This window comes from Paraburkholderia acidipaludis NBRC 101816, from assembly GCF_000684975.1.
GTDB classification, from domain to species: domain Bacteria; phylum Pseudomonadota; class Gammaproteobacteria; order Burkholderiales; family Burkholderiaceae; genus Paraburkholderia; species Paraburkholderia acidipaludis.
Genome location: NZ_BAXZ01000042.1, coordinates 1 through 18,067, shown reverse-complemented (window position 1 = coordinate 18,067; position 18,067 = coordinate 1). Strand labels below are relative to the sequence as shown.

General features: G+C 57.1%; 15 protein-coding genes and 3 pseudogenes. 13 read left to right on the top strand and 5 right to left on the bottom strand.

Annotated elements, in window-relative coordinates; all coding sequences use genetic code 11:
* Nucleotides 1–28: 28 nt before the first annotated feature.
* Both BAC01S_RS29445 and BAC01S_RS29440 read right to left on the bottom strand, forming a co-directional pair.
* Entirely contained in the window at nucleotides 29–301 is a 273-nt protein-coding gene (locus BAC01S_RS29445) for a hypothetical protein (RefSeq protein WP_027797968.1), read from the bottom strand.
* A 131-nt stretch (nucleotides 302–432) separates the two neighbouring features.
* Entirely contained in the window at nucleotides 433–705 is a 273-nt protein-coding gene (locus BAC01S_RS29440; RefSeq protein ID WP_027797967.1) for a hypothetical protein, read from the bottom strand.
* 180 nt (nucleotides 706–885) lie between these two features.
* Between BAC01S_RS29440 and BAC01S_RS34960 the strand changes: the two genes are divergently transcribed.
* Nucleotides 886–1,227: a hypothetical protein gene (locus BAC01S_RS34960; RefSeq protein ID WP_156954583.1), complete on the top strand. Its 342-nt coding sequence runs from the start codon at nucleotides 886–888 to the stop codon at nucleotides 1,225–1,227.
* A gap of 85 nt (nucleotides 1,228–1,312) precedes the next feature.
* Here BAC01S_RS34960 and BAC01S_RS29435 read toward each other — a convergent pair whose 3' ends face one another.
* On the bottom strand, nucleotides 1,313–1,846 hold the full coding sequence (locus tag BAC01S_RS29435) for a hypothetical protein (RefSeq protein WP_027797966.1): 534 nt from the start codon (nucleotides 1,844–1,846) through the stop codon (nucleotides 1,313–1,315).
* A 348-nt stretch (nucleotides 1,847–2,194) separates the two neighbouring features.
* Here BAC01S_RS29435 and BAC01S_RS29430 point away from each other — a divergent pair, with 348 nt between their 5' ends.
* The 11 genes and pseudogenes from BAC01S_RS29430 to BAC01S_RS29385 all read left to right on the top strand — a co-directional run bounded on the left by BAC01S_RS29430 (nucleotide 2,195) and on the right by BAC01S_RS29385 (nucleotide 13,927).
* On the top strand, nucleotides 2,195–2,620 hold the full coding sequence (locus BAC01S_RS29430; protein WP_027797965.1) for a hypothetical protein: 426 nt from the start codon (nucleotides 2,195–2,197) through the stop codon (nucleotides 2,618–2,620).
* 348 nt (nucleotides 2,621–2,968) lie between these two features.
* Nucleotides 2,969–5,680 (top strand): type VI secretion system Vgr family protein, encoded by a 2,712-nt coding sequence (locus BAC01S_RS29425; RefSeq protein WP_027797964.1) that lies wholly within the window; start codon nucleotides 2,969–2,971, stop codon nucleotides 5,678–5,680.
* Complete coding sequence (locus BAC01S_RS29420) at nucleotides 5,655–6,656, top strand: hypothetical protein (RefSeq protein ID WP_027797963.1); 1,002 nt, start codon at nucleotides 5,655–5,657, stop codon at nucleotides 6,654–6,656. The genes BAC01S_RS29425 and BAC01S_RS29420 overlap by 26 nt, the downstream gene beginning before the upstream one ends.
* Entirely contained in the window at nucleotides 6,631–7,221 is a 591-nt protein-coding gene (locus BAC01S_RS34955) for a hypothetical protein (RefSeq protein WP_156954582.1), read from the top strand. The genes BAC01S_RS29420 and BAC01S_RS34955 overlap by 26 nt, the downstream gene beginning before the upstream one ends.
* 166 nt (nucleotides 7,222–7,387) lie before the next feature.
* A pseudogene (locus BAC01S_RS33120) lies at nucleotides 7,388–7,674 on the top strand (PAAR domain-containing protein).
* Between the two features lie 383 nt (nucleotides 7,675–8,057).
* Nucleotides 8,058–9,380, top strand: coding sequence for an IS5 family transposase (locus tag BAC01S_RS29405; RefSeq protein WP_027797961.1), 1,323 nt, complete (start codon nucleotides 8,058–8,060; stop codon nucleotides 9,378–9,380).
* A gap of 137 nt (nucleotides 9,381–9,517) precedes the next feature.
* A pseudogene (locus tag BAC01S_RS29400) lies at nucleotides 9,518–10,426 on the top strand (DUF2345 domain-containing protein); the annotation flags it as partial.
* A gap of 67 nt (nucleotides 10,427–10,493) precedes the next feature.
* The gene (locus tag BAC01S_RS34950; protein ID WP_156954581.1) at nucleotides 10,494–11,111 is read left to right on the top strand and encodes a hypothetical protein; all 618 of its coding nucleotides are present in this window, start codon (nucleotides 10,494–10,496) and stop codon (nucleotides 11,109–11,111) included.
* The gene (locus BAC01S_RS34945; RefSeq protein WP_156954580.1) at nucleotides 11,098–12,045 is read left to right on the top strand and encodes a WD40/YVTN/BNR-like repeat-containing protein; all 948 of its coding nucleotides are present in this window, start codon (nucleotides 11,098–11,100) and stop codon (nucleotides 12,043–12,045) included. The genes BAC01S_RS34950 and BAC01S_RS34945 overlap by 14 nt, the downstream gene beginning before the upstream one ends.
* Before the next feature lie 100 nt (nucleotides 12,046–12,145).
* Complete coding sequence (locus BAC01S_RS29395) at nucleotides 12,146–12,433, top strand: PAAR domain-containing protein (protein WP_027797959.1); 288 nt, start codon at nucleotides 12,146–12,148, stop codon at nucleotides 12,431–12,433.
* Nucleotides 12,434–13,222: 789 nt separating this feature from the next.
* Complete coding sequence (locus BAC01S_RS29385) at nucleotides 13,223–13,927, top strand: hypothetical protein (RefSeq protein ID WP_027797957.1); 705 nt, start codon at nucleotides 13,223–13,225, stop codon at nucleotides 13,925–13,927.
* Between the two features lie 150 nt (nucleotides 13,928–14,077).
* Here the strand turns inward: BAC01S_RS29385 and BAC01S_RS33115 are convergent, their stop codons facing one another.
* Nucleotides 14,078–15,043, bottom strand: coding sequence for a phytanoyl-CoA dioxygenase family protein (locus BAC01S_RS33115; RefSeq protein WP_052408879.1), 966 nt, complete (start codon nucleotides 15,041–15,043; stop codon nucleotides 14,078–14,080).
* A gap of 729 nt (nucleotides 15,044–15,772) precedes the next feature.
* Here BAC01S_RS33115 and BAC01S_RS29375 point away from each other — a divergent pair.
* Entirely contained in the window at nucleotides 15,773–17,686 is a 1,914-nt protein-coding gene (locus BAC01S_RS29375; protein WP_043204171.1) for a potassium transporter Kup, read from the top strand.
* Between the two features lie 168 nt (nucleotides 17,687–17,854).
* Here the strand turns inward: BAC01S_RS29375 and BAC01S_RS35235 are convergent.
* A pseudogene (locus BAC01S_RS35235) lies at nucleotides 17,855–18,067 on the bottom strand (porin); the annotation flags it as partial.

Below are 18,067 nucleotides of genomic sequence, written 5' to 3'. Positions count from 1 at the left end.
AACGCCTCGGGTGACTTTTTCAACACCATCAGTCGAGCCCCGCCAGCCGCGCTCCAATCACGTCGCGGCGCAGCGTCACGAAGTCCCCGCGCCGGGGCCGTCCGCGACGCACGGCTGGCGGGCAGGGGTTCAGCGGTGGCAGGCCCTCCCGGCGATTGCGCGCCAGTTGCGCGTCGCTCGCCTCCACGTCCACCAGCGGGCCAGCCATCACAATCCGCCCGTCCCGTTTCCACTCGTTGACGGCGGCGCGCGTGACGTTGCAGCGCCGCGCATAGTCCGCCTGGGTCATGGTCTGCGGCATGGTGTTCTCCCGTAAAGCGATAAAACGTCAAGACGTTTCGGATACCTCAGCTACGCAAAAATCGCGGTCTGCGCAACCCGCGTGGCAATTTCGCCCAGGAAGGACCCATTGCGGGCGGGGGTGGGGAGCCTTCAATGCCTGCGCCCGTCCGCTCCAGCCGTGCGCCCACGTCCGGCCTGGCTTTCCTGAAGGATTGCCAGCAGTTCTTCGTCGGTCATGGCCTTCACATTGCGCGGCGCGCTCCTCACCGTTTCGCTCACCTCGGCATACACGGCGGGCCTGCCCACGGCGCGGTCCAGCAGTTCGCGCGAAGCCGCCAGCCGCACCTGTTCGCCGCCGTGGCGCATCAGGTTGATCAGCGTCGCTATGGCCTCGGCGGTGTACGTGTTCGCCAGCGCGCGCACACATCGCGCGTGACCTCCACGAAGTATCCCTACCGATCATTGCGGGCGGGCATCGGCCATGAGCGGTCACTCTCCCCAGACTGCTAGATCGTTGACAATGTGGTTTCGCCAATTGCAAACTTGGCGGTAACGTCACCCTCTGTCGGTAGCCCCTTTTTCAATATGCAGCCGACCACACAGTTGAACCCGTACTGGGCACAGTTAGAGCGAGATCTTGTCGATACATCCGGAATCATCGTGCCTAAAGGGCGAGATGCGGCAGAGTATTATGAATATCTCCGCTCGACAATCAGGGCGCACGCCACAACCGCAGAACGAGTTTTTGCCACCGTTGTGGAACCTGGTTTCAAGCACCGCGAGCTTGGCTCAAAAATTTCCGGCTATCTTCTCGCCGAGAGCCACGGATATTGGCTGGTTTTCGAACCAGAAGAAGGCGAATACTACTGCTTTTGGGGCACCGATCCTGACAACCTAGGCGCATACGGTGTTTGCGGAAATCCGCTTTATTGTTGGTGGGATTGAGAGCGCCGAAGATTTTGCTCGTGCGATTTGCATTAGGCAGCGAGCGGCCACAACCGGTCGGTCGCCACGCTCACGGAAACCAGTACTATTCCTCAAGCAACTGCAAGATCCTGTTGAGCAAATGAAGCTGCTGATCATACAAAACTGACGCCGTCCCGCCGTGAGCATGGCCAGATGACTTCAATTCGATTCGTCGTATCGACTCTGTTGTCAGGTTGCGTATCGCATTGAGGCGTTTATGGGCATTCGCGAGGCTGCGATCGACACCGAGATACCATTCGTAGACCAAGTCCACCTCCTTACGCAACTCATTCTGGTTGAGTCTGTCGTGGCTCACCGTGAGGGCAGTCGCGGTCATCGAAAGCAAAGTGCCCGCGCCAGCCGTAGCGGTAAGTGTATTCTCGTTCCGCTCAAGATAAATCGGCTTGGTGTACAAGAGGTCGCGAAAAAACTCCACATAGGTCGAGACATTGCCTAACCCTTCCAGGGAGATTTGCAGTACTTGCTCGTCGCGCGGAGACGCAGGATGAAAGTCATATACAAAACGAAGCTGCAGTGTCGAGCCGACCTGCTCGCATAGAGTGACGTACATGTCTTCGGCTGGTATAGCGATATCCATGATTTCCCTCGCAGACATAACTGACAAGCGAATGGTATCAACTGCGCAGCGATGGCACGGTCAACGACCGCTTTCGAGGGGCCCGAGCGGCCGGTGTGGGTCGGTTGCAGAAGTTCGATGGCTAAATCGAGCGAATCATTCTTCACCACCAGGGGCGCGACCGCCGAATTGCGAACCCCGGCGAACGCAATGTGCATGCTGATCTTTGCAAGGGGAGCCAGAACGGTCTTCAGACAAGAACACAAACTAGGCATTATCCTTGTCTGATCGATATGTTGGTATTATCGATGAACTCTCTAACGGCCCCGTACTATGACCAGACGGCAGCAGCGAAGGACGCGGCAACCGATGACGAAGGAGATGTTATTGCCCATTCCGGTGTCGGTCGCCCGCAGAAAATCGATCGAACACCATATGGCTTACCATATGCTCGTGACGGGCCGAGGTAATTTATCGATCATCGGCCAGTTATTCAGCGCCATCTATTGCGCAAACTTTGTTGGCGACGTAACCCGGGGCCAGTCTGATCCTCAGCTGTTTCGACTCGCGGAGGCTGCGTTGCACGAATGCGCGGTTCGCGGCAAAGCCGAGGGGCGATTCGAGGGTTTACCTGACGGGATGATTGCGATCCAGCGGGTGCTGTCCCTCCGCGATCAACAATTTCTGGGTGTTCCCGCTTACATCATTGCCGACGCCCAACCGCGGCTCGCCAGGTTTCTGGCCAGTGACGACATATCACCGTTCGCGCCTGAGAGGAGGTCGCCGGTTCGGTGACCCCCGACCTCGCTGGATTGACCGGGTTGGTGGCTGGGTTGCTGTCGTCTGTAACACGATTCCTGCATGTATGACTCGACAAGATATCGAGCATGCAGATTGAATACGATTATCAGATGCCGGCTATGCTGCTCTTGGGCGTAGTGCTGGTGTAATGCGGCTCACGCTTCCGCATTTCAGGTTGCAAATTAAGTTCGAGTTATCTTTCAGGCGGGTTTTACAATCCTGATTATCTTCTGGTTGACGAGGCATATTCCTGAAACCTAGAATTGACCGGCTATACAGTCGGGGCCATTCCGTTGAAAACGAGAGCAGTCGGCCTGCAACGCGCGAGAATATGGAAAACGCATGAACTCGACCGAACTGGCCCAGATAATCCGAGGCGGATTGATCCAGCAGGACCGTTTGATCAAAACGGATATTCCGTCTTTACCGAATAATGCGCTTGCACCGCGCCGGGCGGTAACTTGTTCCGAGCTGGGCCGGGATTTCAGCGTCACACTCGACATGGTGTCTACCGCAGGCGACGTCGAACTGAAGACACTGATTGCCCAGCCGATGACGCTCTGGATTCAGCAGGCCGACAAATCCTGCCTGCCGATCAATGGTTACATCCACACGGCAAGACGGCTGGGCGGGGACGGGAGCCTGTCAAGTTATCAGCTGGTTTATGCATCATGGATGCACTTCCTGCGCTTTCGCCGTGACATGCGGTACTGGCAGGACAAGACTGCCGACGCCATCATTGCCGATGTCTTCAATATGCATCCGCAGGCGCAGGGCCAGTTTCAGTTCGCCCTGCGCAAGGCGCTCCCCCAACGCTCCTATTGCCGCCAGAGCGAGACCGACTGGAATTTTGTACAGCGGCTGATGGAAGAAGAGGGCCTGTTCGGCTTCTGGCGGTATGGCAACGATGGCAAGTCGCATACGCTGGTTGTGACCGACGACATCCATTCGCTCGATGAAGTGTCGACGAATCCGCTCAGCTTCTACCGGTCCGGCACGGGCAGCGAAACGGATGCGTTCACGCAATGGTCGGGTACGCGGACCCTGCAGAGCACGCTGTACACGACGCGCACGTTCGATTACAAGGCGCCGTCGTCGGCCGTCAGTCCCAAAGGGACATCGTTGCCGACGATGCCGGGCCAGGGGAGTTTGCCGGAGCAGGCCGAAGTCTACGAATACACCGGCGCGTACACGTACCTCGACCCGTCCCGCGGCGAGCAGCTTTCGAAGGTTCATCTTGAAGAGTGGGAATCCCGCGCCAGGCGGTTCTACGCAGTGGGCAGCGTTCGGGGTATCGATGCCGGACGACGTTTCGAACTCGCCGGTCATCCGGAGCACGACCGCGATGCGGCCAGTCAGCGCGAGTTTGCGGCGATCAAGGTGCGGCGGTACATCGAAAACAACCTGCCGCTGTCGGACCAGGAAGCGAGCTTCCCGCACAGCCTGCAGAACGAACTGGCGCAGGCGAAGGCTGGGCACACAGGAGAAACGGTCACCCACGACGATGGTTCGGCAGGCTTCTATCTGGCCGAAGTCGAGGCGCAGCGCGTGACGGTTCCGTACCGTAGCCCGTTCGAGCACAGGAAGCCGGAGATGCATCTTGAGACGGCCATTGTTGTCGGGCCTCAGGGCGAAGAGGTGTACACGGACGAACTGAACCGGGTGAAGGTGATGTTCGTCTGGGACCGGCAGAACCCGGGAGATGCAGGCGCCTCGTGCTGGGTGAGAGTCGCGCAGTCGGACACGGGCGGCGGCTACGGGAGCGTTCACGTTCCGAGAGTCGGCGAAGAAGTCTTGATTGGCTATGTCGGCGGAGACTGCGACAGGCCCATCGTGCTCCACCGCGTCTACAACGGGAGCGTCCAGCCGCAGTGGCATAGCGACGGCATCCTGTCGGGGTTCCGGTCGAAGGAGTACTCGGGTTCCGGTTATAACCAGATGGTCCTCGACGATGCCACGGGACAGAACCGGATGCAGCTGATGAGCAGCAGCGGGAACAGCATGCTGCATCTGGGGTACCTGATCGACCAGAGCGGCAACACGCGCGGTTCATACCTTGGCTCAGGATTTGCGCTGACTACGGGTTCGTACGGTGCAGTGAGTGCCGCGCAGGGGATGTACGTCACGACGTATCCGAAGGCGGCGAACAGCCCGCAGATGGACGTGCGCGAGGCGCAGCAGCAACTCGTCAGTTCCGAAAGCACGATCGAGGCGTTGTCACAAGCCAGCCAGCAGCATCGGGCGGAAAGCCTGGCTCCTGGTCACGACGCGCTGAAGAGCTTCACGGATGCGACGCAGGGCAGCGTACAGGGCTCGCAGTCGGGAGGCAGGACGGCGGGGGGCGGCACGGGCAGCGCGAACGCGTTCAGGGAACCCGTGATGCTCGTTGCGAGTCCGTCAGGCATCGCGCTATCGACGCAGCAGTCGGTGCATATCGCGAGCGACCAGCAGACCAATCTCGTGAGCGGCCAGAGTACGTTCGTCGCGAGCGGGAAATCGCTGGTGGCGAGCGTGGCGGAGAAGATCAGCCTGTTCGTGCAGAACGCGGGGATGAAGCTGTTTGCGGCGAAGGGGAAGGTCGAAGTTCAGGCGCAGAGCGACAACATCGAACTGACGGCGCAGAAGACGGTGAAGGTGCTCTCGGCCACGGAGAACATCGAAGCCGCTGCAAAGCAGGAAATCCTGCTGACCTCGGGCGGCGCATATATCCGGGTCAAGGACGGCAACATCGAGATTCATGCACCGGGCAAGATCGACATCAAAGGCGCACAGCATTCGTTCGCTGGTCCAGCCGCGCAGGGTTACGGGCTCCCGGCGTTGCCGAATTTGAGTTCAAGTGCACGATACCATGAGCAATTCCATTTGGTTGACGACGATGGCGAGACGGTACTCGCGCATACTCGCTACGAAATCGAAAGTGAGTCTGGTATGAAATGGGCCGGCTACAGTGACGCTAACGGCTTTACGCAGCACGTTTTCACTGACGAACCAGAAGCGCTTTCGCTGACCGTATTTCAAGAGGTGGACGATGACGACACAACCGAAGAAGCGTAAAGTCCGTGTGCGACATGTTAAGCATGCCTCGGCGACAAACACCAATCAGAAGTCGCTAGTAAAGGCCATCATTCAGAACGACACGGGCGAATGGGTTCGCCCCGCAACGGGCGACAAGTTCTATATCGACGAATCGCCAAAGTTCCCATCCGTGGTGTTTGAAATCAAAACTGATGCTCATCCTCCTTATCAGTGGAAGTGGACGATCATTTGGGATGCTCAGGTGAGTGGCCTGAGAGAAAGTGCGAAACGTGGTAAGAAGCTTCGCACGTTTTCCCAATCGGGTTCATTTACGACCAACGAGAAGTCGTGGGAAGCCAATCTAAACAACGCGATTGTCGGGGGGAAGCTGTCCGTCGAAGTAGCCGCAGGAGCCGCCGAATTTCGTCGCACGGTCTTCGTTCTAGGAAGGAATCCCGCGAAAGAAGATGTTGTCTCATTCATCGCGACAATGCCTAACACGTTGGGTTTCGACAAAGTTGTTGAGCAGGAAAGCCACTTCAAGAATTTCATCAACGCAGACAACGAACCGGTGGTCGCAGGTGATCGAGGATACGGTCTGACGCAAATGACGAATCCAGCTCCGAGCTATGAGCAGATTTGGAACTGGAAGGAGAACATCAAGGTAGGAGTGAAACTGTTCCAGGAGAAACAGTCTGAAGCGAAGGACTCGTTCGGAAATCATCCCTACACTGATGATCAACTCATGCGCGAGACCTTCACCAGATGGAATGGAGGCAGCTATTACCAATGGAACTCCGAAACGAAGCAACTTGAACGAAAGGACGTATTGTGTGACCCCACACAGGGTAACATTGGCTGGAATATGGATAATTCATCCAATGCGGGGCAGACCGCTGATCAATTGCATGAGCGCGACAAAGACCAATACTCGCAAATGAAGGCGGGGCAATCCAAAGAACATCCGTGGATCTATACAGGAATATGCTATGTCGATCATATCTTCGGTAATTAAGACGGGCGTGTTTGCAGTGGTGTTGGTCTGCACAAGCTCGTTAGCCAGCGCCGAAACACCACCTCCCGATGCGGTGAATCTTGAAGGCGGGCGTGTTCTGTTGCAGAAAGGCAAGAGACTGGTCGAAGTCGATGCAGCTACCAAAAAAGAGTTTCCGACGCGCTTTCCTACAAGCGTTAGGCGCGCTGTCTCGACCGCTTCGAGCATCGGGTTTCCGGCGGATCGATCGCGCATCATCGACGGAAAAGAATACGCGCTCGTTGTCGTCAATCAGTCGTCAAGCAACAACCCTATGGGTTATTGCGGAGCGGGCGAAGAAGGGAGGCTGTATATCCTGCAACTTGAAGGAAATAAAGCGGAGTTGCCTCTTTCCTTGCCGGTGCAAAGCTGCCTGAAAAGCGTTGCACTTAATACCGACACCGGAACTAAGTCCCCATATCTTGCTATCACATGGAGTGACGCGCCGACTGGCTTCAAAATAGATTGGGAACACGATGCCGACAAAGGTCGGACTAGCCAGCTTTATCGCTTCCAAGACGGAACCTTCGTTGCAGTAGGACAATAGTGCTCTATTTAGCGATCTCGATTTGAACGACGACAGGCTATCTCGAACAGGCGCAGGATCAATGAAGGAGGGCTGACAGTTTTCGGTGAATCATCCAGTTATTTCGATCATTGTGGGGTTTTCGAACGTGAGTCGTAGCCAGATGCTCACCGCACGAACTTAAACTATGCAACGTTACCTGATACTCAACGACGACAAGACCACCGCGAACGGAACGGTAGTCGCACGCCTACGACGATCCAGTTCATGGGCCGCGATGTGGCTCACGAAGGCGATGACGTGCAATGCCCGGCATGCAATACGACAGGCAAGATCAGGTGCGATGGTCCGCGTCAGGTCATGACTGCGCCCGATGGACGGCACGCCGCATTGAGCGACGATCTTTGCATCTGCAAGTGCGAGCCGCCGTCGAAGCTCGTTGCTTCGCAGCAGTCGATGTTGGTCGACGCCTGATAGCCTGTAACGCGCAGTCCGTATGACAACTGTTGATGATCGTATTCCAAGGATTCGCGCTTATCTTGCGGCCGAAGGACTCACTCTGCTGGATGAGGAGTGGTTCGGTGCATTCAGCCAGTATCGTTTCCGCTGCGCGAACCAGCACGTTTCCTCCCAGCGCGGAGCGAGTCTTTTTTGCTGTTACGTGAGGGAACTCCTCAACGAGAGAGGCCACTTCGTCGTAATCACCTGCTTCGGGGCGCACGAACTGCCTGAAGAGTCCGCCCTGAACAATCCGTAGAGCCTTGAACAGCGAGGCTTGCGGGTAGAAATCGTGTTGTTGGAATTGCAGAGACCTGGCATATTGCTGCGTGAAGCCTGCAAATTCTGACGAGGTTCAGATGGGTCCCAAGGCACCTGTGACGGAGAAGGATCTGTTCCGGCATCCGCTGCGCGAACAGGTCAACCTCAAGCATCCGCTGGTACGTCTGTCCGGACTGATCAACTGGGAGCGGCTTGGCGCGTCGATGAGCGTGAGCTTCGTGTCCGGTAAAGGCAGACCTGCGACATTTCCCCGCCTGATTGCTGGTCTGCTGTATCTGCAGCACGCCTTCGACCTGTCGGACGAGGATGTCGTGTGGCAATGGATGGAAAACCCGTACTGGCAGGTTTTTACGGGCGAGACGTACCTGCAGACCGAGCCGCCGATCGATCCGTCGAGCCTCACGCGGTGGCGCAAACGGCTGGGCGAAGCCGGTGTCGAGGAACTGCTGGCCGAGACGATCGACGCGGCGAAGCGCGCCGGCGTGATCAAGGCGTCGAGTGCGAAACGGGTCATCGTCGATATGACCGTGATGCTAAAGGCGATTGCGCATCCGACGGACTCGCGATTGCTGGAGCTCTGCCGTGAACATCTGGTCAAGGCTGCTGCGCGGCACGGCCTGAAGCTGCGGCAGAACTACAACCGTGAGGCACCGCGCCTGGCCACACAGATCAGCCGCTACGCGCATGCGAAGCAGTACCGGCGGATGGGCAAGGCACTGCGCACCCTGCGCTCGCGCGTGGGTCGGGTCATGCGCGATGTCGAGCGGCAACTCGGTGCCGTGATCGACAGCGGGCGGGCAGACCTGGAAGAACTGATTACCCGCACGAAGCGCATCCTGATGCAGAAGACGAAGGACAGGAACAAGCTCTACGCGTTGCACGCTCCGGAAGTCGAATGTCTGGCGAAAGGCAAGGCGCGAACACCGTACGAATTCGGCGTAAAGGTGTCGATTACGACGACGCACCGGGAAGGACTGGTGGTGGGCGCCCGCTCGATGCCGGGCAATCCGTACGACGGCCACACCCTGGAAGAGGCGCTGGAGCAGGCGGCGATTCTCAGTGACGTCCAACCTGAAATCGCGATCGTCGACCGTGGTTACCGGGGTGCCGAGCCCGACGGCGTGAAGGTCTACCACCCTGGTCTGCGGCGTGGCATTACGCGAACGTTGCGCGCGATGATCCGGCGCCGCAGCGCGATCGAACCGGCGATCGGTCATATGAAGGCTGATGGCAAGCTCGACCGGAACTGGCTGAAGGGAGCACTGGGCGACGCGATCAATGCTGTGCTTTGCGGCGCCGGCCACAATCTGCGCATGATCCTCAGAAAACTGCGGCGTTTTTACGTCCTTGTGCTCCTGCCGTTGCTAAGCCGCTTCGCGACTTCCGCGTCGACAGCGTGAACGGCGTTGCCGACGAAACGGAATTATTCAGGTCCGACTCATTAGATCAGCCGGATTACCGGCTTCCCGTTGCGTTGTTGTCGGACGCGACGCTGCTGTAATGCGGCTCACGTCCGCGCATTTCAGGTTGCAAATTAAAGGGGATGTACGTCACGACGTATCCGAAGCAGGCGAACAGCCAGCAGATGGACGTGCGCGAGGCGCAGCAGCAACTCGTCAGTTCCGAAAGCACCATGGAGGCGTTGTCGCAAGCCAGCCAGCAGCATCAGGCGGAAAGCCTGGCTCCTGGTCACGACGCGCTGAAGAGCTTCACGGATGCGACGCAGGGCAGCGTACAGGGCTCGCCGTCGGGAGGGAGGACGGCGGGGGGCGGCACGGGCAGCGCGAACGCGTTCAAGGAACCCGTGATGCTCGTTGCGAGTCCGTCAGGTATTGCGCTATCGACGCAGCAGTCGGTGCATATCGCGAGCGAGCAGCAGACCAATCTCGTGAGCGGCCAGAGTATGTTCATTGCGAGCGGGAAATCGCTGGTGGCAAGCGTGGCGGAGAAGATCAGCCTGTTCGTGCAGAACGCGGGGATGAAGCTGTTTGCGGCGAAGGGCAAGGTCGAAGTTCAGGCGCAGAGCGACAACATCGAACTGACCGCGCAGAAGACGGTGAAGGTGCTCTCGGCAACGGAGAATATCGAAGCCGCTGCGAAGCAGGAAATCCTGCTGACCTCGGGCGGCGCATATATCCGGATCAAGGATGGCAACATCGAGATTCATGCGCCGGGCAAGATCGATATCAAGGGGGCTCAGCATTCGTTCGCCGGGCCGAAATCGGGAAACTATGATCTTCCGATACTGCCTTCGGTCGAGAGGGAGCTAGGGAATCAATATTTCATTTTGAAATCTCACGATGGTGTTCCGATTGCAAATCATCCATATCGGATATCGATAGATAACCAAATCATCGAAGGAAGAACCGATGCGAACGGAAGAACGGAGCTGGTGGATGGCATCGTCGGTCAGGACGTTCATTTTGAGTTGTTGAGCGCCAATTGAGCTCCAAAAACGCAAGCGCGATCAACAGCATTTTTGCCACAACCAAAGGTACTTGGATCGACCACTTATGTCAGGCGCATCAAATCCGGCGAAATCGGGGAAAGTTACCCCTAAACATGATACGAAGGGTATCGAGGTATCAATATGTCAAGTGTCGTGGTTCGACAAGACGAGCACCTTCACGATTGCCAACAGCCCCGCACGCACGGCAGCTCTGTCGTTCTCGGGCGACGATCTGAATTACTTTGCTCGGGTTTTGTACGCTGAGTCCAGTGGGGCGGGGGCGCTACCTGATCTAAGTGATCGAAAGCAGGAGAAGGAGGCGTTAATCAACGTCTTCTACTTTCGGTTGAATAGAAAAGGCTATCCAACAAACCATTATGTGGCCACGACATTTACCATGGTCTGTAACGCCCCAAACCAGTTTCAATCGGTTATGCCACACCCAGCGGCCAAGCTTGTGAAATCTGCGGATCCCGGATACGCCTCTTTGAACAAGGCGGAATGCTCGGATTTGCAAGAGTCGATTGATGCAATCAGGGACTTCATAAGTGCGGGCCCCAATGCCGCGTATACCTATGACAATTTTCGCGCCGGCTCGAGTGGTACTCATGGCACCACTATCGGCGGCTCCCGGTTTTGGCTTTCTACCGTAGGGAAGGGGCTGTCTGATGCCACGCCTTAAAAATATCTATGCGTCGCTCGCAGCGACGGCATTCCTCTGCTTCGGGCAAATTGCGTCCGCCGACAATCCTCTATTGAAGCTCGATATGGGGCAGCTAAAGATTTTTCAAAAATATGGTGCGTTCGTAAAGTTTGAGCTAAAAAACGGTGAAATCATTCAGGTCGAAGATAAAGCTGGAGCATATTGGCCGCCAATTAATATGAGTAACCGAGGGGTGATATACCTTGGAGATAAGATGATCGACTCGGCTTCCGGAACTCTGATTCGCGACGAAAAAAATCCCAACCTCGTCGCGGTTGGCGGGCATTTGACTATCATCGCAAACAATCAACGCAGGTCGATCTCTTTGGTTCGAGATGGAAGGAGATGTGAGATTCCTCTGCGTTCATTCGGCGAGCGGGCGACGGATCAGAAGGTTGTTGATCTGCTCAAAGATACTAGCCTACGATTTGTCGACTCGGATGGTCCACTTGTCGTCCTGGTAACGTCGTTCGGATCGGCCCCATCTGATACGACGTATCGGATACTAACCATCGCACAGGATGCGTGCCGTATTGATTCTTCGGTGAATATTGGTAATCCGGATTATCTCGTGGAATTAGGATGGTCGCCAGAAGGGCATTGGTGGATAATTGGCTCGACCGAAAATACATTGCTTCGATCTTCAGACGGAAAAGCGTGGACCACGATTCGACTGCCGGAAACGATTTCTGAGCTGACAAGTGCCTATGTTTCCGATAGCAAGGAGATTTGGCTCGCAGCCGTTGATAGCAGGTTGCCGCTTGATGCCGGTCCATTACTGATCAATTCGAAGGACGGTGGAAATAGCTGGGTTCCGCTAACGTGGGATAGCCCGTTGATGAAGGAATTGCCCAAGTATTGGTTGGAGGGGCAGATGCGAGCGCACGGGAAAGAGACGTCTGAGCGAAAATGAAAAGCTTGATTCCTTCGTATGCGAACCAATCACTTTCGTACAGGCAAGTTAAAATGGAACATTATTCTCGGTCCATGATCATTTTCCGGGTATGGAACCCATGCAACGTTACCTAATACTCAACGGCGACAAGACCACCGCGAACGGCACGGCAGTTGCCGCGCCGACGACGATCCAGTTGATGGGCCGCGATGTGGCTCACGAAGGTGATGACGTGCAATGCCCGGCATGCAATACGACAGGCAAGATCAAGTGCGATGGTCCGCGTCAGGTGATGACCGCGCCCGATGGTCGGCACGCAGCATTGAGCGACGATCTTTGCATCTGCAAGTGCGAGCCGCCGCCGAAGCTCGTTGCTTCGCAGCAGTCGATGTCGGTCGACGCCTGATAACCTGTAGCGTGCGCTGCCCATATGGCAATTGGAAGTGATCGTATTGCAAGGATTCGCGTCTATCTTGCGGCCGAAGGATTTACCCTGCTGGATGAGGAGTGGTCCGGCGCATTCAGCCAGTACCGTTTCCGCTGCGCGAACCAGCACGTTTCCTCCCAGCGCGGAGCGAGTCTTTTGCGCCGCCTTCACGGGCAGCGCGGCGCATTGGTCTGTGAGCAATGCTGGACCGGGCAGATCATGACGCGTCTGCACGACGCCGCTCACGCGGCAGGTGGCCAATGTATGGGCAGGCGGTACGAGAGCAAGCGTGCAAAGTACCCCTTCGTCTGCGCGGCGGGGCACCGGTTCGAAATGTCGGCGGTGTCAGTCCTGAAGGGGCATTGGTGTTGAGTGCTCGACCGAAAGACGCGCCGACCGCCGCCGCTATCAGGGCGGGCTGAAACCGATACAGGGCCGCGCCCGCGAACTTGGCGGCGAATGCCTGTCGACGGTGGCGGATTCAACCGTCGATGCAACACCTGGAATCTGCGTGAGCAGCGGAGGTGTTGCAGGTTGAATCCGCCTCAGGCTTCGGTCATTGGTATTGCCCGAGGTCGAATATATTCCTTCATTTGACGGATTGCAATGCGGGATGTATCCATTGGAGTCGGGCATTGAACTGGTGTGGCCTGATTCGTATTGATTTAATTTTAAATATAAATTAAATGATTGGGGCGTAGATCTGCGTCGTTGAAATCGGCGCAGGTGACGCATGGCCGATAATTTGAAAACAAACTTGAGGGGAGCATGTCTTTGGAACCCAACGAACGTCGGAGTTTTGCGAAATTCCTTAAAAGCCTGTCATCGGCAATTGACAGACTCAACGCGTCCCGCCAGACAAGAAGGGTCGAGTGGGTGTATCAGACGATTTTGGCGTTGTTCGCTTTTGCACTGATTATATATCCCGCTATGTTTCTCGTCATCTGGACGAAGAAGCTTGATGTGGACGTAAATCTCCAGGCGGAGCGCATCCGGCTTGAGGAAAAGCAGATTGATCTTGCGACAGCGTTGCTGAGCCGGTTTTCTTCCCAGAAAACTGAATCAGCCGATCAATCGACCGCACAGCCGAGCCAGCCTGATAGTAGCCAGATCCTCGAAAGATTCGTGGAGAATCAGCGTGCACTGACAGCCGCTGCACCTGTCGAGGCACTACTTGGCCTGCTGGACGGTTTGGTCAAGGCCGGTGCCGTCACAGCCTCCGAGGCGGATGACCTGAGGAAGGAGATACAAAAGGCCACCTTGGACGGAGCCAAGGAAATAACGGTCGAGACGGCCAAGGGGTTGATTGACCGTTTCATCAAACCTCACGATGAGAAGTCACCGCCTGCTACGCCGGCAGGTACGACCATAAACAATTATTGTTGGATGCCTTCCACTGGCGCAGTCCATATGACTAGTCTTCCTGCGCCGACAAGGAATCCAAAGCCGGTCTTGAATTGCGGCAAGGGATAGCGAACCACGACAGCGGGATTGACACATTTCGGCGCTGGCAGCAGCGGTGTGGTGGAGGTTTGGTATTTCTGGGCGGTTGGCTGCCGATATCGTTGAATCGTGTTGGAAACCACGCCCCCCTGCCGTTGCCGATTCCGCAAAAATCCATGCTCAACTGATGAAGCGCTTAATGGGGTGTAACAACGTTTTGGCGCGCCCCATCAGCGACGCGGATCCAGAAGCAGATCTGATGAACGCTAGTGGAACAGGCGCCCCAGAATAGGCATTCTCTACCGGCTTGCCGCTGCAGATGTTCGTCATCTGGCGGAATGCGATCCTGCCGAGAAACGGGTCGGAATGCGGCGGCGTGTAATACGAGCACCCCTCGAAATAGTAGTGCGTCACCTGCGACCAGCGCGTTGCATTCGGGTTGGACTGTTTGTCTCCACCATGCAGCAGATTGCTGAGCCAGATTAACGCTTGCCCTTTCCTCGGCGTGAAGCGTTGTGGTTCGATCCCCGCCTGCTCAACGAGGTTACGCCACAAGACACCGTATTGATGAACGGTTTTTGCCTTGTCCGTGGCACGAACGGCGATATGTTCGTTGGTATAGATTGGCCATTTATGGCTGCCCGGATAGTAGACGAGAGGCCCGGCGTCCTGGCTGATGTCCTCGAACGCTGTCCATACGCCACACATGAAACGCTCGGGCATCGAACTGAAGTGGACTGAATCGGTGTGAAAGTGCTGCTGCGTGCCAACCGGAAAATTCAACGTTTGAAATGGCCATGCCTGCCGCTGGAAGACATCCGATAGTAGCTTGATCACCTTGGCATTCGTTGCAATCCGACGCACATTTTCGTTGAACTTGAATGCGTCCTGCAGGCGCAGGCTGTCGCCCGCTTCGTAGCCTGTGGCCCGCCAATGCTCCCAGTCATATCGGCCGTGCAGGTCGTGCCTGATTTCGTCGGCGATGCGGTCGAACTCATCGTCCGGGAACTCGATGACGGCGAACCCGTCTTCCCGCAGTTGCTTGGCAATCGATAAGGTATGCTCATCGACTTGCGAGTTCCGGAAAATTGCGTCGAAAAACGGTGACTCGACAGCTGGCACACCTGGGAGTGGATTCTCAAACATGGCTTTTTAATCGATTCACGATCGAGGCCGTCCCTCCAGCCCTGTAAGCTGCGGAAATAATCGGTAATGGGGCGCAGTCTACCTCATATCTGTAGTGCTGGCCGCGCCGGTTTTTGTTTCCGGACCTCCGTGGCGTACGTCATCAACAGCTATATTGGTCTCTCGCGCGCGCGTGTTGGTCGCATAAAGCGATGTGGACTGTACTGGCAATGATCTACGTTTCGGCCGTCTCGAGCTACGTCATGTATTCGGGTGGGAAGCTTTGTTAGACCGTCATTCATACCCGGCAGCATTGCGAATGCCGAACAGAATTAACCAACGACAGATGCGACGATCATAAGCAACTCGCCTGGATCCATGCCGCACAAGAGTTCACCTGCTGCCGATGTGTGTTGTTCTGCTGCTTGATGAATGCCACCTGGCCAAGGGCTGATCATCGCAGAATCCAGTAGCGTCAACCAGATCCGGGAAACGCAACTTCGCAGGAAATGCCGCGTTTGCACGATCCTTTGCCCTACCATGGCACGAGTGAGCCTCTTTGGCGTATAAGGATCACGATGATTTCGATGCACGATCTACCTTGCATTCCTGTGGCGCCACCAGTTGCTGACGAGGCGACGATTAACGTTGAAATGCGCAGCGCCACTCTGCCTGTCGGTTGAGGATGGGCCAGCGCAATTCAACTCCAGATCAGACTCCAGCCGGCATCTCTACCCATACGACAATTCCATGAACATCGCGCACGCCTCACAAGCTCAGGGTAATACCCGTGGAACGCCAGCGTTAGCGCTCGCCGCTCTCGGCATCGTATTTGGCGATCTGGGAACCAGCCCGCTCTACGCCTTACAGGCATCTTTCGGTGGTGCGCTCGGGGTGGCGCCGACGCACGCCAACGTGACGGGCATCGTCTCGCTGTTCCTGTGGTCGCTGATCCTGATGGTCAGCATCAAGTACGTGCTGGTGTTGATGCAGGCCGACAATCACGGCGAAGGTGGGCTGTTGGCACTGCTGGCGTTGCTGGTAGGGGAGCGCAGCGGGCGCGTGACCCGGCAGGGCGCCCTGCGCTGGGTATTCATGGCGATATTCGGGACGGCCATGCTGTATGGCGATGGGGTTATCACGCCCGCGATCTCGGTGCTGAGCGCGATTGAAGGGGTCGAGGTGGCTACGCCTGCGTTTGCGCATTACACGGTGCCGATCACGGTGGTCATTCTGGTCGTGCTGTTTGCCGTTCAGCCGTTGGGGTCCGGCCGCGTAGGCGTGGCGTTCGGTCCGATTCTGGCTGTCTGGTTCGTTGTGATCTTTGCCCTGGGGCTGATATCGCTCGCGCAAACGCCGGCAATCCTGGCCGCGTTCAACCCGGTCAACGGAATCGCATTCTTCGTTCATAACGGCTTCAAGGGCTTTGTTGCACTGGGTGCCGTGGTGCTGTGTCTCACCGGCGGCGAGGCGCTGTACGCCGATATGGGCCATTTCGGAGCGCGGCCGATTCGTCTTGCCTGGTATTGCATGGCGTTGCCGGCCTTGACCATCAACTACCTCGGGCAAGGTGCGTTGCTCCTGCGCGATCCCAGCGCGGCGGACCGCCCGTTCTATACGACCGTGCCCTCATGGGGCCTGTATCCGATGGTGGTGTTGGCCACGCTGGCCACGATCGTTGCGTCGCAGGCATTGATTTCGGCGGTATTCTCCTTGACGCGGCAGGCTGCGCAACTGGGCCTGTCTCCCCGCGTAACGGTCAAGCACACGTCGTCCAGCACGGCCGGGCAGATTTATCTGCCGGGTCTGAACTGGGTGCTGATGGTCGGTACCATTGCCGTGGTGCTGGGGTTCCGTACCTCGGACAGCCTCGCGTCTGCTTTCGGCATCGCCGTCTCAACGACTATGGCAATTACCACGATGCTGTTCGCCGCGTTTGCACGCGTGCGTCTGATGTGGCCGCTCTGGCGCATTGCGCTGGTCGCCGGCGTGTTCATGATAGTGGACCTGGCGTTCGTCGGGGCGAACGCCATGAAGTTTGCGGACGGTGGCTGGCTGCCGCTTACCATCGGCGGCGTCACGTTCCTGATATCGACGTCCTGGCTTCTCGGGCTGCGAGCCTTGCAACATGCTCGCAAGGACTCGGGCTTGCCGCTGGATCTGTTCATCTCGAGCATTGCCGCCGCGCCCCCGCACCGGGTGAGCGGCACAGGCGTGTTTCTGATGGCGGCGGGCGACTCGGTGCCGATCACCTTGCTGCATCATCTCAAGCACAACCAGGTGCTCCACGAGCAGGTGGTTCTGTTGACCTTGCTGACGGAGGAGATCCCGCGCGTGGCTTCTGCCGATCGATTCAAGGTGGAACGTCACGACCAGGGTTTCGTGCGGATCGTCGGTCGCTATGGGTACATGGAGATGCTGGATGTGCCGCAACTGCTCGAGCGGGCGTTGCAGTGCGCGGGATGTCCGGCCTATGACGCGATGATGACCACGTTCTACCTGGGGCGTGAGTCGCTCGGAGTCCAGACGAAGCAGCGCCCGCTACGGTATATCCTGTTGAGTCTGTTCACGCGGTTGCGCAAGAACGAGCTGGATGCGACCGCACACCTGGGCCTGCCGCCCAATCGCGTTGTCGAGATGGGCGCACGGCTCGATCTGGTCTAAGGGTGAGGCGACAACTGCAAGGCGCTGCGGCGTCTTTCCGGACCATCACGCCTTGCCGAGAATGCTTTGGAATGCTGATCGAAGCATGGATTTCGCAAGCGCTCGGTCAAATACCTCAGCATGCGTGCCGCCATGCCCGCAAAGTCGTGACCGCGTCGACACCGCCGATCAGAACTTGTGAATCATCGCGATCCGGTAGACGAACTGATTGACGGTCGAGGACGGGCCCGCCGCAGCCAGGATCTGCGCATTGTCGAACTGCGTACCCGTGTTGGCGCTTTGCACGTGCTGATACGCGCCCTGCAGGTAAAGCGACGTGCGCACGCTCAGATCGTAGTCAAGCGTGAGCTGGGCCGTATGCCACTTCGGGCTGTAGTTCCC